The organism is Caballeronia sp. Sq4a (assembly GCF_023170545.1).
Taxonomy (GTDB): domain Bacteria; phylum Pseudomonadota; class Gammaproteobacteria; order Burkholderiales; family Burkholderiaceae; genus Caballeronia.
In genome coordinates, this window is the sequence record NZ_CP084250.1 from 220,798 (window position 1) to 234,900 (window position 14,103).

The 14,103-nt window shown below is 65.0% G+C and carries 12 protein-coding genes; 9 read left to right on the top strand and 3 right to left on the bottom strand.

The features are described from left to right. The first annotated feature begins 9 nt into the window (after positions 1–9). The 3 genes from LDZ24_RS01050 to LDZ24_RS01060 are packed head-to-tail and all read left to right on the top strand — an operon-like array spanning position 10 to position 2,633. Positions 10–1,122, top strand: a complete 1,113-nt coding sequence (locus LDZ24_RS01050; RefSeq protein ID WP_248321030.1) for a heme A synthase — start codon at positions 10–12, stop codon at positions 1,120–1,122. Between the two features lie 12 nt (positions 1,123–1,134). Further along, complete coding sequence (cyoE, locus tag LDZ24_RS01055) at positions 1,135–2,040, top strand: heme o synthase (protein WP_248321032.1); 906 nt, start codon at positions 1,135–1,137, stop codon at positions 2,038–2,040. After that, on the top strand, positions 2,037–2,633 hold the full coding sequence (locus tag LDZ24_RS01060; RefSeq protein ID WP_248321034.1) for an SCO family protein: 597 nt from the start codon (positions 2,037–2,039) through the stop codon (positions 2,631–2,633). Before cyoE ends, LDZ24_RS01060 begins: the two co-directional genes overlap by 4 nt. A 26-nt stretch (positions 2,634–2,659) precedes the next feature. On the opposite strand, the gene LDZ24_RS01065 is transcribed toward LDZ24_RS01060, so the two are convergent. Next, the gene (locus tag LDZ24_RS01065) at positions 2,660–2,956 is read right to left on the bottom strand and encodes a YciI family protein (RefSeq protein WP_248321036.1); all 297 of its coding nucleotides are present in this window, start codon (positions 2,954–2,956) and stop codon (positions 2,660–2,662) included. Between the two features lie 187 nt (positions 2,957–3,143). Here LDZ24_RS01065 and LDZ24_RS01070 point away from each other — a divergent pair, with 187 nt between their 5' ends. Beyond that, positions 3,144–3,956 (top strand): MetQ/NlpA family ABC transporter substrate-binding protein, encoded by an 813-nt coding sequence (locus tag LDZ24_RS01070; RefSeq protein WP_248321038.1) that lies wholly within the window; start codon positions 3,144–3,146, stop codon positions 3,954–3,956. Between the two features lie 61 nt (positions 3,957–4,017). Here LDZ24_RS01070 and LDZ24_RS01075 read toward each other — a convergent pair whose 3' ends face one another. Beyond that, positions 4,018–4,824 (bottom strand): bifunctional helix-turn-helix transcriptional regulator/GNAT family N-acetyltransferase, encoded by an 807-nt coding sequence (locus LDZ24_RS01075; protein WP_248322240.1) that lies wholly within the window; start codon positions 4,822–4,824, stop codon positions 4,018–4,020. Between the two features lie 454 nt (positions 4,825–5,278). Between LDZ24_RS01075 and LDZ24_RS01080 the strand changes: the two genes are divergently transcribed. The 5 genes from LDZ24_RS01080 to nagE all read left to right on the top strand — a co-directional run bounded on the left by LDZ24_RS01080 (position 5,279) and on the right by nagE (position 12,756). Further along, positions 5,279–6,013, top strand: coding sequence for a GntR family transcriptional regulator (locus tag LDZ24_RS01080; protein ID WP_248321040.1), 735 nt, complete (start codon positions 5,279–5,281; stop codon positions 6,011–6,013). Between the two features lie 183 nt (positions 6,014–6,196). Beyond that, on the top strand, positions 6,197–7,303 hold the full coding sequence (nagA, locus tag LDZ24_RS01085; RefSeq protein WP_248321042.1) for an N-acetylglucosamine-6-phosphate deacetylase: 1,107 nt from the start codon (positions 6,197–6,199) through the stop codon (positions 7,301–7,303). Beyond that, complete coding sequence (locus LDZ24_RS01090) at positions 7,293–8,300, top strand: SIS domain-containing protein (RefSeq protein ID WP_175940581.1); 1,008 nt, start codon at positions 7,293–7,295, stop codon at positions 8,298–8,300. Before nagA ends, LDZ24_RS01090 begins: the two co-directional genes overlap by 11 nt. Before the next feature lie 12 nt (positions 8,301–8,312). Then, a complete protein-coding gene (gene ptsP / locus LDZ24_RS01095; RefSeq protein ID WP_248321043.1) occupies positions 8,313–10,901 on the top strand; it encodes a phosphoenolpyruvate--protein phosphotransferase in 2,589 nt (862 codons plus the stop codon). Between the two features lie 73 nt (positions 10,902–10,974). After that, the gene (gene nagE, locus LDZ24_RS01100) at positions 10,975–12,756 is read left to right on the top strand and encodes an N-acetylglucosamine-specific PTS transporter subunit IIBC (RefSeq protein ID WP_248321044.1); all 1,782 of its coding nucleotides are present in this window, start codon (positions 10,975–10,977) and stop codon (positions 12,754–12,756) included. A 137-nt stretch (positions 12,757–12,893) separates the two neighbouring features. Here the strand turns inward: nagE and rpoH are convergent, their stop codons facing one another. Then, positions 12,894–13,829 carry an RNA polymerase sigma factor RpoH gene (gene rpoH / locus LDZ24_RS01105; protein WP_175940582.1) on the bottom strand — a complete coding sequence of 312 codons (936 nt, stop codon included), beginning with the start codon at positions 13,827–13,829 and terminating at the stop codon, positions 12,894–12,896. Positions 13,830–14,103 lie beyond the last annotated feature (274 nt).

A 14,103-nucleotide genomic window follows, 5' to 3' on the forward strand; every position in this document is an offset into this window, starting at 1 on the left:
AGGTGAAACATGAGTTATGTATTGCAATTGGGGATGATCGGCTTGTGCATTGCGCTACTGCCGCTGTCCTTCGTCTGGGTGAAAGCCGATGACAACAAGTTCCGCAAGCTCGTCTGGCTGACCACGTTTCTGACGCTCGATCTGATCATGTTCGGCGGCTTCACGCGCCTGACCGATTCCGGCCTCGGCTGCCCGGACTGGCCGGGCTGTTACGGCACGTCGTCGCCGTTCATCGCGCACGCGCAGATTGCTGCCGCGTATCAGGCGATGCCCACCGGCCCGGTCAGCATGGTCAAGGCGTGGATCGAGATGCTGCACCGCTATTTCGCGATGGCGATCGGCGTGCTGATCATCGCGCAGGTCATCATTGCGTGGACGGCGCGCATCAAGCGTCGTCCGCTGCACGTGTCGCCGTGGTGGCCCACCGGCATCCTGCTGCTGATCTGCCTGCAAGGCGCGTTCGGCGCGTGGACCGTCACGTTGAAGCTGCAGCCGGTCATCGTCACGACGCATTTGCTGCTCGGACTCGCGCTGCTCGGCGCGCTTGGCTGGCTCGCGGCGCGCCAGACGCCGATTCCGTCGCTCGATCCCGCAGCCGCGCGCTGGATGCCGGCCGCGCTCTTCGGCCTCGCGTTGCTCGTGGTGCAGATCGCGCTCGGCGGCTGGGTGAGCACGAACTATGCTGTACTGGCCTGCACGGACTTTCCGCTTTGCAACGGCCAATGGATCCCGCCAATGAACTTCGAACACGGCTTTCACCTGTGGCGCGCGCTCGGCATGACGGGCGACGGCGATGTGATCTCGCAGGACGCGCTCGTCGCGATCCACTGGACGCATCGCACGTTCGCGGTCGTCGTCGTGCTGTATCTGCTGTGGCTGGCCACGAAATTGCGCCGCTTCGAATCGCTGCGCAAGCCGGCGAACGGCGTGCTGGCGGTCATCGTCATCCAGTTTCTGACCGGTATGTCGAACATCGTGCTGCAATGGCCGCTGCCGATTGCCGTCGCCCATAACGGCGGGGCCGCGATCCTGCTGCTCCTGCTCGTCATGCTAAACTTTCGAATCTCTTCCAGCCGTCCCGGCCGCGCCGCGCTCCCCGCACGCGACGTCGTTTCAGCGTGATGGCGCCTTCCCATGGATAGCACGACACTCAATTCCCCTCTCGGCAGCCGCGTTTCGCAATACATTGCGCTGACGAAGCCGCGCGTCACGCAGCTCGCCGTCTTCTGCGCCGTCATCGGCATGTTTCTGTCGACGCCCGGCATGGTTCCGTGGACGAAGCTGCTCGGCGGCGGCATCGGCATCTGGCTGCTGGCGGGCGCGGCATTCGCCATCAATTGCCTCGTCGAGCAGAAAGTGGATGCGAAGATGCGCCGCACCGCCTGGCGTCCGTCGGCGCGCGGGCAGATCACGAGCGCGCAGATTCTGACGTTCTCAGCCGTGCTCGGCGGCATCGGCATGTGGACGCTGTACCGCTTCACCAATCCGCTGACGATGTGGCTCACGCTCGCGACTTTTGTCGGCTATGCGGTCATTTACACGCTGCTGCTCAAGCCGTACACGCCGCAGAACATCGTGATCGGCGGCGCGTCGGGCGCCATGCCGCCCGCGCTCGGCTGGGCGGCGGTCACGGGGGCGGTGCCCGGCGACGCGTGGATACTCGTGCTCATCATCTTCGTCTGGACGCCGCCGCATTTCTGGGCGCTCGCGCTCTATCGCCGCAAAGACTACGAGAACGCCGGCCTGCCGATGCTGCCCGTCACGCACGGCGAAAAGTACACGCTGCTGAACATTTTTCTGTACACCATCGTGCTGTTCGCCGTCACGTTGATGCCGTTCGTTTCCGGGATGAGCGGCGTCGTTTATCTGGCGAGCGCGGTCGGACTCGGTGCGGTCTTTCTGGGCTACACGTGGAAGCTGTACCGCGAATACTCGGACGCCCTCGCGCGCAAGACTTTCCGCTATTCCATCGTGTACTTGTCGCTGCTCTTCGGCGCGCTGCTCGTCGATCACTACGTTCGCACGGTGATCGGCGCATGAGGCGGATCGTTTGTCGGCTGTTCGCGCTGTTTGTCTGCGCGGTGGCGCTGTGCGCATGCGATAAGGCGCCCGATTTCAAGAATCTCGACATTACCGGCAACAAGCAATTCGGCAGCGACTTCTCGTTGCCGGATACGACCGGAAAGACGCGCACGCTCGCTGACTTCAAAGGCAAGGCGGTCGTGCTGTTCTTCGGCTACACGCATTGCCCGGACGTCTGCCCGACGACGCTCGCGGAGCTGTCGCAAGCCATGCAGCAGCTCGGCGACAAGGCGAAGGACGTGCAAGTGCTGATGGTCACCGTCGATCCCGCGCGCGATACGCCCAACCTGCTCGGCCAGTACGTGACCGCGTTCAATCCGACGTACATCGGTTTGCGGCCGGCGAATGACGCTGAGTTGCAGAAAGTCGCGAAGGACTTCCGCGTGTACTACGCGAGGGCGGCGGGCAAGACGCCCGGCGACTACACGATGGATCACACGGCCGCGAGCTACGTGTTCGACAAGGACGGCAAGCTGCGGCTTTTCGCCCGCGACGGACAAGGCGTCGAACCGTGGGTCCACGATCTGAAGTTGCTGATCGATCAATCGTGAGAAGCGGCCTGCGGGCCGCTTCTGCGTTATGGCTTCGTCGGCTGCGGCAGGTTCCATCCCGGCGCAAGACGCGTCGCCTTGAATTCGATGATCTCGTAATGCGCGAGTTGCTGCCGGGCGAACGGATCTTCCGCGATGATCTCGTCGAGCCGCGCGCGTTCGATGCCCGACGCGATGATCACGCCGCCGTCGCGCGGAACCTTCGGCCCCGCCATTACGAATACGCCCGCCGCGAAGTAGCGTTCGAGAAACAGACGGTGTTCTTCGAGCGCATCGTCGATTTCGGCAAGCGCGCCGGTGTATCGCAGGTTGATCACATACATGTTATCGCCGTCCGAAAGTAGGTCCCAGGCCCGATTCTAAGCGGACAGCGCGCCGGATATTCACATGAGGAAACTGTATTTCCGCTCGCACCAATGCTGTGCGAACATGCGGCACGCCGGCCCGACGCTCGCGCCGGAGCCGGCACCAAGTTATCCCGCAGTCATTTGCTTTTGAAACAGGAAGACCATGCAGCGCAGAAATATGCTTAAAGCCCTGGCGGCCGTCGTGGCGTCGGCCGCGTTCGTCACGAGTTTCTCGGCACACGCCGACGACAAGGTCATCAAGGTCGGCACGATCAGCGGCCCTGACGCTCAGATTTGGCAAGTCGTGCAGAAGGTCGCGAAGCGCGAGGGCCTCAACGTGAAGGTGGTCGAGTTCAACGACTACGTTCAGCCGAACGCCGCGCTCGACGCCGGCGATCTCGATGCGAACAGCTTTCAGCATCAGCCGTATCTGGACAGCCAGATCAAGCAGCGCGGCTACAAGATCGTGAGCGCCGGCCTCACCTACATCTCGCCGCTCGGCGTGTACTCGAAGAAGCTGAAGTCGCTGAAGGACTTGCCGCAAGGCGCGAAGGTCGCGGTGCCGAACGATCCGTCGAACGAGAATCGCGCGCTGTTGCTTCTGCAATCGCAAGGCGTCATCAAGCTGAAGGCGGGCGCGGGCGCGAACGGCAACAACGCGACGGCGCTCGATGTCGCGGAGAATCCGAAGAAGATCAAGCTCGTCGAACTCGACGCCGCGCAATTGCCGCGCACGCTCGCGGATGTCGACGCCGCCGCCATCAACACGAACTTCGCGCTGGCTGCGGGCCTGCAGCCGACGAAAGATGCCATCGCGCTGGAAGACGTGCATAGCCCGTACGCGAACCTGATCGCGGTGCGCACGAAGGACAAGGATCAGCCGTGGGTCAAGAAGCTGGTCGCCGCGTACCAGTCCGACGACGTGCGTCAGTTCCTGAAGAGCGAGTTCAAGGGCTCGGTCGTGCCTTCGTTCTAAGCGACGGCGAACTCATGTGCAAAACGGCGTCTCTTGGAGACGCCGTTTTCATTTGCGAGGTCTAGTCGGCGTAAATGCGCCGCAACTCGCGCTCCCAGACGAGGCTTGCGTCTACGCCCTGTTGCGCCTTGAAGCCGGTGCGCATGAAGAGCCCGCACAGATCTTCGCGCGCCTGATCGAGCCGGCACACGACGCTCGCGTAGCCCGCGCCCTGAGCGAAGTTCGTGCACGCGGCGACGAGCTGTTCGCCCAACCCTCGGCGGCGCGCGCCCGGCTCCACGAACAACAATTCGATGCAAGCCTGGCCGTCCGATGCGGCGGTCAGCAGCGCGGCGCCGACGCGCGCGTCGCCTTCCTGTTCCGCGACCCAGCACGCGATACGCGGCGTGTTCGTCTGCATGGCAACGAGAAAGCGGGACACGACCTTTGCCGCGTGAGCCTCGTAGGCCAGACTCGCGCGGTCGGAAACGTCGAGGTGCGCGTGACGTTCGATCATCCAGCCGAAGTCGCCGCAGCGGGGGCTGCGCAAGCGCGTGGCGGCGTTGTGCGACGCCGGCGACAAGAGTCGCTCGATGTCCGCCATCGCCAGCGACAACTGCTCGATCTCGCCCGGCGCGAGGGAATCCAGCAGCGACGCAGTTTCGGCGGAAACGTGGAGATCGAGTTCGTCCACCTTGGCTTTCGCTTCGGGCGTCATGGTGAGGAGATGCGCGCGGCCGTCCGATTCGTTCTTTCGGCGCACGACGAGGCCGAGCTTCTGAAAATTGGTGATGAGGCGGCTGAGATAGCCCGTATCCAGCCCGAGGTTGCGCGACAGATCCGCGGCGGTGTGCGCCCGATCGTGCGCAAGCTCGTGAAGAATGCGCACTTCCGTCAACGAAAAATGGCTCTTATGTAGGCGTTCGTGAAAAGCGCCTGCGTGACGCGCGTAAAACCGGTTGAAGCGCCGCACGGCCTCGACTGCCCGACTCCGATCAAAACATCCCATTGTGCCTTTGCTCTCTCAAAAATATGTGGTTCTATTTGAATTAGTTGCGATTCCGAACTAATGGACGCATTGTGCCAAAGAAAGCACGCTCGTGCGAATACGAAAATGCCCGAATTTCCGGACCCATTCGGCAGTGGATGGTGACTGGTTCCATTTACGCCGGTATGCGGGTAAGTCCCGATAGCGGATGTGTTGCGAAATCACCGTCTAAACAAGTTGTAACTTATTGATTACAGACGCGATTTGACTTCCGTCACAAGGGGTTTGATGCGCGTTGACTGGTATTATGTTGGTTATATAATGGGCTCCACTCAAGGCCGCGTGAGGGTTCTTCATGAGAGTAAATTGGAAGAATCTCACTCCGGACGAACGCAGTGATACGCCGCTTTATCTGCAGCTTGCCGCGCGCCTGGCTTCCGCCATTCACGCAGGCACGTGGTCGGCGGGAGAGGCGCTGCCTTCGGAGCGCACGTTGTCGGAAGGCGTCGTCGTGTCGCGTATCACGGCGCGCAAGGCCATCGCGTTGCTCGTCGAGCAAGGGCTGATCAAGCGGGTGCGCGGCGCGGGTAATTTCATCACGCCGCGCGTGGAAGATCCGTTGTCCCGACTGACCGGCTTCACGCGCAAGATGGAGCAGCGCGGCTTTCTGCCTGATTCGGTGTGGCTCGGCCGCGGACTCAGGCCCGCGAATCGCGACGAGACCGTGCAGCTAGGCTTGTCGCCCGGCGCGGTCGTCGCGAGTCTGAGGAGATTGCGGCGGGCGGACGGCATCGTGATGGCGGTCGAGCATTCCACGCTGCCCGCGTGGCTGGTGCCGGACCCGCTGCTGATCGGCGCGTCGCTGTACCGGTATCTGGAGGAGCGCGGTCAGGCAGTGGTGCGCGCGTTGCAGCACTTTCGCGCGGTGAACGCGGGCGCGGAAGTCGCGCGGCTGATGGACGTCGCGCCCGGCGCCGCGCTGCTCGTGATCACGCGCATCGGATATTCGGCGCAACGGCGGGCGATCGAACTAACGGATACGTATTGCCGCGACGACTACTACGACTTCGTCGCGGAGCTGCATCGATGAGCGCGGGTGCAGCACGGCCGGCGTCATCAGGCATCGAAAGAAGAGAGCAAGAAAGAGAACGAGAGGACCAAAAGAAGCCGTTCGCCGGCCGCGCACCGAAACATCCGCGCGGACCAGCGTGCTCGCAGCACGGCGCGAACCGCACCTGAACCTCCTACGCATTGCGTACTTCCAGAGAACTTCATGCTGAAAGGAAACATACTGACGAACGACGGCTGGATTCACGGCACCGTGCGTTTCGAGAACGGCCGCGTGACGGCGCTCGAAGGTCACATAGCCGATCCGACGTCGAACGACGCGCCGTACATCCTGCCGGGCTTCATCGACCTGCACGTGCACGGCGGCGGCGGCCGCGACATCATGGAAGGCGGCGACGCGGCCGATACCGTCGCGCGCCAGCACGCGCAGCACGGCACGACGAGCCTGCTCGCCACGACGATGACCGCGCCGCGCGACGAATTGATGCAGGTCGTCGCCGGCCTCGGCGAACAAGCGAAGCGCCGCGCGCCGAGCGGCGCGCGCGTGCTGGGCGTGCATCTCGAAGGACCGTACATCAATCCGGGCAAGCTCGGCGCGCAGCCGGACGCCGCCGCTATCGCCGTGCGCGACGAAGTGCTCAAGTACCTCGACCTCGCGCCCATTCGCGTCGTGACCATCGCGCCGGAGATCTCGGGTCATCTCGAAATCATCTCCGAGATGGCGGCGCGCGGCGTGCGCGTGCAACTCGGCCATTCGCTCGGCACGTACGACGACGCCGTCAACGCGCTGAAGCACGGCGCGCGCGGCTTCACGCATCTCTTCAACGCGATGTCGCCGCTGCATCATCGCGATCCTGGCATGGTCGGCGCGGCGCTCGCGCATGCGGAGTACGCCGAACTGATTCCCGACCTGCTGCACGTTCACCCCGGCGCGATCCGCGCCGCCATGCGCGCCATTCCGCGACTCTACGTCGTCACCGACAGCACGTCGGCGGCGGGCATGCCGGACGGCGAATACCGCCTCGGCAGCCAGCACGTCACCAAGTGCATGGGCGGCGTGCGTCTCGCGGACGGCACGCTCGCAGGCAGCACGCTGACCATGGATCAGGCGCTGCGCAATCTCGTCTCGCTGGGCATTCCGCTCGCGGACGTTTCGAATCGCTTGTCGCGCTATCCCGCCGACTATCTCGGGCTCGAAGACCGCGGCCGCATCGCGCGCGGCGCATGGGCCGACATGGTCGTGCTCGACCGGGACTTCGCGCTGACCGCCACTTATGTCGAAGGAGAATCGATTGTCGAATATGCTCACTGAGGCGCTGGAGTCCGCGGACGTCGTCGCGGCCCAACTCGCCGATACCTCGCGCATCGAGGCGCTTGCCGTGAAGCTCGCGGAGCAGCCGCGTCACGTCGCGTTGACCGTCGCTCGCGGCAGTTCGGACCACGCCGCCAGTTATTTCGCCAGCCTGACGATGAGCCGCATCGGCGTGCCGGTCGCGTCGCTGCCGATGTCCGTCGCCACGTTGCAGCAAGCGCCGCTGCGCGTGTCCGGCCAGCTTGCCGTCGCGTTCTCGCAGTCGGGCAAGAGCCCGGATCTCGTCGGCACCATGCAGGCGTTGCGCGAAGCGGGCGCCTTTACCGTCGCGGCCGTCAACGTCGCCGGATCGCCGCTGGAAAACGCCTGCGAATACTATCTGCCGCTCCTCGCCGGACCGGAGCTTTCGGTCGCCGCCACCAAAAGCTATATCGCGATGCTGTCGCTGTCGGCCATCGTCATCGCGCACGTTCAGCGCGACGCCGAATTGCTGAACGCGCTCAAGTCGCTGCCGGATGCGCTGCGCGCGGCGGGCAAGCTCGACTGGACGCGCGCCGTGGATGAACTGAAGGGCGTCGACCGCATGATCGTCGTCGGGCGCGGCCTCGGGCTCGCCATCGCGCAGGAGGCGGCGCTCAAGCTGAAGGAAACATCCGGCATTCAGGCCGAAGCGTTCTCGAGCGCGGAAGTGCGTCATGGTCCGATGGAAATCATCGATCGCGACTATCCGCTGCTGGTGTTCGCGCCGCGCGGGCCGGAGCAGGCGGGTCTGATCCAGTTGGCTGCGGACATGCGCGCGCGCGGCGCGCGCGTGCTGCTCGCAGCACCCGACGACGTGCCCGGTGCCGAGTTGCCGCTCGTCGCCACCGACCACCCGGCGCTCGATCCGATCGCCGCGATCCTTTCGTTCTACGTGATGGCCGCGGGTCTTGCCGCCGCGCGCGGGCGCAACCCCGACGCGCCGCGCCACCTGAACAAGGTCACCGAAACCCATTGAGTGAGATAGACGATGCGCCGTGCCGAGGAGTCCGTGTTGAACCATTCCACCGATAACCCGAGCGATATCGTTCTGCTCGCTCCGTTTACCGGTCCCGTCGTGCCGCTCGCCGACGTGCCCGACCCCGTGTTCGCGCAGGGGATGTTCGGCGACGGCATCGGCATCGATCCGCTCGATAACGTGCTTCTCGCGCCGTGCGACGGCACGGTCACGCATCTCGCGCGCACGCATCACGCGGTCACGCTGCGCACGGCAGCGGGCGCGGAAATTCTCGTGCATATCGGCATCGACACCGTCGAGCTGGGCGGCGAGGGCTTCGCGCCGATGGTCGAACAAGGCGCCACCGTGCGCGCCGGCCAGCCGCTCATCGAATTCAACGCGGATTTCGTCGCGCAGCACGCGCCGAGTCTCGTCTCGGTGATCGCGGTCGCCAATAGCGACGCGTTCGAGGTCGCCCAGCGCGCCGGCCGTGGCGTGCTGAAGGCGGGCGCGCGCATGCTCGTGCTGCGCGCGAAGGACGGCGCGGCGGCGCACGTGGCGCGCTCGTCGTCCAACGTGATGACCGAAGCGCGCCGCACCGTCACGCTGGCCCACGCGGGCGGCTTGCACGCGCGGCCGGCGGCGCGGGCGCGCGAGGCGGCGCGCGGCCTCGACGCAAAGGTCGAAGTGCGCTTCGAAGGCCGCAAGGCGCCGGTCGAAAGCGTGGTCGGCCTGCTCGGGCTCGGCGCGGGCGAGGGCGCGACCATCGAACTCGTCGGCATCGGCGCGCAGGCGCAAGAAGCGGTGGATGCCGTCGCCACCGAACTGCTGCGCGCGGCGCAAGGCGAAGTCGAAGAGACGCCCGCGCGTGAGAAGTCGCCCGCGCCGGTCGCGGCGGTTCGCGCGTCGGCCGAGCCGCTGCCGCCCAACACGCTCGCGGGCGTGTGCGCGGCGCCGGGCATCGCGGTCGGCAAGCTAGTGCGCTGGGACGATCAGGAAATCGTGCCGCCCGAACAGGCGAGCGGCCCGTCGGCGGCGGAGAGCCGCGCGCTGGATAAAGCCATCGCGCAAGTCGATGCCGACCTCGAAGTCACCGTGCGCACCGCGTCACAGCGCGGCGCGATCGGCGAAGCGGGCATTTTCGCGGTGCATCGCGTGCTGCTGGAAGACCCGACGCTCGTCGATGCCGCCCGCGATCTGATCAGTCTCGGCAAGAGCGCGGGCTTCGCGTGGCGCGAGGCGATCCGCGCGCAGATCGCGCTCTTGAATAACGTGAACGACGCGTTGCTCGCCGAACGCGCCGCCGACCTGCGCGACATCGAAAAGCGCGTGCTGCGCGCGCTCGGTCTCACGAATACGGCGGCGCGCGCGCTGCCGGAGGAAGCCGTGCTCGCGGCCGTCGAGTTCACGCCGTCGGATCTCGCGTCGATCGACCGCACGCGCGTCACCGCGCTCGTGATGTCGCGCGGTGGCGCCACCTCGCACGCGGCGATCATCGCGCGGCAGATCGGCATTCCGGCGCTCGTCGCGATCGGCGACGCACTCCACGGAATCTCCGAAGACGCGCAGGTGGTCGTGGACGCGTCGGCGGGCCGCCTCGAATATGCGCCGAGCGCGCTGGATGTCGAGCGGGCGCGTCACGAGCGCGAGCGTCTTGCGGGCGTGCGCGAGGCGAACCGCAAGATGTCGCAGCAAGCGGCATCGACCCGCGACGGCCGTCATGTCGAAATCGCGGCGAACATCGCCACGCTCGACGACGCCAAGGCCGCCGTCGAGAACGGCGCGGACGCCGTGGGCCTGTTGCGCACCGAACTGCTGTTCATTCATCGCCAGGCTGCGCCGACGGTCGCGGAACACGCGTCGAGCTATCAGGAAATCGTCGAGGCGCTGGCCGGCCGCAGCGCGATCATCCGAACGCTGGACGTCGGTGCCGACAAGGAAGTGGACTATCTGACGCTGCCGCCCGAAGAGAATCCGGCGCTCGGCTTGCGCGGCATCCGGCTCGCGCAAGTGCGCCCCGAACTGCTCGACGACCAGTTGCGCGGCCTGCTCGCCGTCAAGCCGGCGGGCGCGGTGCGCATTCTCCTGCCGATGGTCACCGATGCCGGCGAACTGCAGCGCCTGCGGGCGCGCATCGACGAACTGGCGCGCGAAGCCGGACGCACGGAGCCGGTGGAAGTGGGCGTGATGATCGAGGTGCCGTCGGCGGCGATGCTGGCCGACCAGCTCGCGAAGTACGCGGATTTCTTCTCGATCGGCACGAACGATCTCACGCAGTACACGCTCGCGATGGACCGCTGCCAGCCCGATCTCGCCGCGCAGTCCGACGGCCTGCATCCGGCCGTGCTGCGGCTCATCAAGACGACGGTGCAGGGCGCGGAAAAGCACGGCAAGTGGGTCGGCGTGTGCGGCGCGCTCGGCGGCGATCCGCTCGCGGTGCCGCTGCTCGTGGGCCTCGGCGTGACGGAACTGTCGGTGGATCCGTCCGCGGTGCCGGGCATCAAGGCGCGCGTGCGCAATCTCGATTACCAGCTTTGCCGTCAGCGCGCGGAAGACGTGCTCGCGCTCGAATCGGCGCAGGCAGTAAGAGCGGCCAGCCGCGAAATCTGGCCGCAGGACTAAACGCTTGATGCTTCTTTCCTAGCCACAACCCGAGCAGCAACGACAAGACCTATATTCTTTTGGAGAACCCCCGATGGACGCTAACCCGTTTGCAAAGATGCAGCGCCTAGGCCGCGCCCTGATGCTGCCGATTGCCGTTTTACCGGTGGCCGGCCTGCTGTTGCGTCTAGGCCAGCCCGATGTCTTCAACATCAAGATGATCGCCGACGCGGGCGACGCCATCTTCTCGAATCTGCCGCTTTTGTTCGCAATCGGCGTGGCGGTGGGCTTCGCGAAGGACAACAACGGCACGGCGGGTCTCGCCGGCGCGATCGGTTATCTGATCGAAACGGCCGTCATGAAGGACATCAACGACAAGCTCAACATGGGCGTGCTGTCGGGGATCATCGCGGGTATGGTCGCGGGGTACATGTACAACCGCTTCAAGGACATCAAGCTGCCCGAATATCTGGCGTTCTTCGGCGGCAAGCGGTTCGTGCCGATCGTGACAGGCGTCGCGTGTCTGTTTCTCGGCATCGTGCTCGGTTACGTGTGGCAGCCGGTGCAATCCGGCATCGACACGGCCGGCACGTGGCTGACGACGGCCGGTGCGCTCGGCACCTTCGTGTTCGGCGTGCTGAACCGAATCCTGCTCGCGACGGGTCTGCATCACATCATCAACTCGCTCGCGTGGTTCGTGTTCGGGTCGTTCACGCCGCCCGGCGGCGGCGCGGTGGTGCACGGCGACCTGCATCGCTTCTTCGCAGGCGACCAAACGGCGGGCGGCTTCATGACTGGCTTTTTCCCGATCATGATGTTCGGTTTGCCGGCCGCGTGTCTTGCGATGTTCCATGAAGCACCGAAGGAGCGCCGCGCGGTCGTCGGCGGCCTGCTGTTCTCGATGGCGCTGACCGCGTTCCTCACGGGCGTGACCGAGCCGATCGAATACAGCTTCATGTTCCTCGCGCCGGTGCTCTACGGCATCCACGCGGTGCTGACGGGGCTGTCGCTCGCCATTTGCTCGGCGCTCGGCATTCACCTCGGCTTCACGTTCTCGGCGGGCGCGATCGACTACGTGCTGAACTACGGCCTGTCGCAGCGCGGCTGGCTGGCGATTCCGATCGGCCTCGTGTACGGCATCGTGTATTACGGCCTGTTCCGCTTCTTCATCCGCAAGTTCAACATGGCGACGCCGGGCCGCGAGCCGGCCACGACGGACGCGCAAACCGATGCCACGCCTGTCGGCGGCTATGTGCCGGGCGACGTCGCGCCGGCAGCGGCGAGCACGCGCGCCACGAAGTACATCGCGGCGCTGGGCGGCGCGTCGAACCTGACGCTCGTCGATGCCTGCACGACGCGCCTGCGTCTCTCGGTAGTGGATACGGAAGCGGTGTCGGAACCGCAACTGAAGACCATCGGCGCGCGTGGCGTGTTGAAGCGCGGCAAGACGAACGTGCAGGTGATCATCGGACCGGAAGCGGACCTGATCGCCGATGAAATTCGCGGCGAACTCGAACATTCGTCGACGCGCGGCGCCACGCCGGCTTCGTCGGCTCCCGCGCAGCCCGCGGTTGCAACGGCAGGCGTGACCGATCAGACGGCGGGCCCGCTCGATCCGGACCCGCTGCGCTGGCTCGCGGTGTTCGGCGGCGCGACCAACGTCGTTTCGCTCGATGCGGTGGCGCAAACCCGCCTGCGCGTGGTCGTGCGTGATCCGTCGTCGGTGGATCGTCAGCGTCTGTCGCAACTGGATGTGGCGTGGGTGTCGGCGGATACGTTCCACATCGTCGTCGGCGCGGCAGCGCAGCGGTACGCCGCGCAGATGGCCACGCGAATCGCGGGCAACGGCGGCGGCGCGGCGCCGATGCCGGCCTGATGCGGTAAGCGGTTAGTCGTAGAAACGGCGCCTTCGGGCGCCGTTTTGTTTTCATACACGGCGCGCAGGCAAACAAAAACCCCGCTGTCTTTCGACAGCGGGGTTCGAACACGCTTGGCTTCCGTTCTGCCGCGGCGTTACGCGTAGTCGTGCAGCGCGGTGCGCATCTTCTTCATCGCGCTCGCCTCAATCTGGCGAATGCGCTCCGCCGACACGCCGAACTCGTCGGCCAGTTCGTGCAGCGTCTTGCCGCCCGATCCGTCGTCCTGCACGTCGAGCCAGCGCGCCTTGATGATGCGGCGGCTGCGCTCGTCGAGCGATTCGAGCGCCGTCGAAAGGCCGTCGCTTTGCAGCTTGTCGAACTGGCGCGCGGCGATCACGTTCGTCGGCTCGTTGTGCGAGTCGGCGAGATAGGCGATCGGCGCGAACGCTTCTTCGCCGTCTTCCACCTGGCCTTCGAGCGCGATGTCGCCGCCCGAAAGGCGCGTTTCCATCTCCGCGACCTCTTCGCGCTTGACGTTCAGCTCGCTTGCGAGGCCGTTGATCTCGTCCGGCGTGAACGCGGCATGGCCGGTCTTGTGGCTGCGCAGGTTGAAGAACAGCTTGCGCTGCGCCTTGGTCGTCGCGACCTTCACCATGCGCCAGTTGCGCAGAATGTACTCGTGGATCTCCGCCTTGATCCAGTGCATGGCGTACGACACGAGGCGCACGTTTTGCTCCGGATCGAAGCGCTTCACCGCCTTCATCAGACCGATGTTGCCTTCCTGAATCAGGTCTGCGTGCGGCAGGCCGTAGCCCAGATAGTTGCGGGCAATCGACACGACGAGACGCAGGTGCGACAGCACGAGCTGCCGCGCGGCGTTCAGGTTGCCGTGCTCGCGAAATTCGGTGGCGTACTGACGTTCCTCTGCCGGCGACAGCATCGGAATACGGTTCACTGCTTGTATGTAGGAATCGATGTTGCCGATCTGACCGGTCAGCATCGACGACTGTGCGTACGTCAGCGCGCCTGCCGAAGATGCCTTGGCAGGTGCCGAGCCTACAACATTCGGAAGGGTCATCGCATTGGTCACGCTCATAAGCTCCTTGTCAACAATTGGCTGCGGCCGCAACGGCGGCAGCAGGCCAGTCACGATATTAGCACTCCGTCCAACTGAGTGCTAAGTGTTAGAGGGAAACGACGTGTGGGAGTTCCCACAAAACTATCGATTTTGTGGTTTGATAGGCATTCGGCTTCAGCGATTGAGCTGAACTTACCGAAAGCGAAGCGTTAGATCGAACAAATTACCGTGTAGAAGCATTAGCGCAACGGATTATTCAATCAAAGCGGCAAGATACGCTGGATTG

Excerpts from the sequence above, each read along its gene's own strand:
- LDZ24_RS01070 (WP_248321038.1), top strand. The coding sequence starts at position 3,144 with ATGCAGCGCAGAAATATGCTTAAAGCCCTGGCGGCCGTCGTGGCGTCG.
- ptsP (WP_248321043.1), top strand. The coding sequence starts at position 8,313 with ATGCGCCGTGCCGAGGAGTCCGTGTTGAACCATTCCACCGATAACCCG.
- LDZ24_RS01065 (WP_248321036.1), bottom strand. The coding sequence starts at position 2,956 with ATGTATGTGATCAACCTGCGATACACCGGCGCGCTTGCCGAAATCGAC.
- nagE (WP_248321044.1), top strand. The coding sequence starts at position 10,975 with ATGGACGCTAACCCGTTTGCAAAGATGCAGCGCCTAGGCCGCGCCCTG.
- LDZ24_RS01090 (WP_175940581.1), top strand. The coding sequence starts at position 7,293 with ATGCTCACTGAGGCGCTGGAGTCCGCGGACGTCGTCGCGGCCCAACTC.
- nagA (WP_248321042.1), top strand. The coding sequence starts at position 6,197 with ATGCTGAAAGGAAACATACTGACGAACGACGGCTGGATTCACGGCACC.
- cyoE (WP_248321032.1), top strand. The coding sequence starts at position 1,135 with ATGGATAGCACGACACTCAATTCCCCTCTCGGCAGCCGCGTTTCGCAA.
- LDZ24_RS01060 (WP_248321034.1), top strand. The coding sequence starts at position 2,037 with ATGAGGCGGATCGTTTGTCGGCTGTTCGCGCTGTTTGTCTGCGCGGTG.
- LDZ24_RS01080 (WP_248321040.1), top strand. The coding sequence starts at position 5,279 with ATGAGAGTAAATTGGAAGAATCTCACTCCGGACGAACGCAGTGATACG.
- LDZ24_RS01050 (WP_248321030.1), top strand. The coding sequence starts at position 10 with ATGAGTTATGTATTGCAATTGGGGATGATCGGCTTGTGCATTGCGCTA.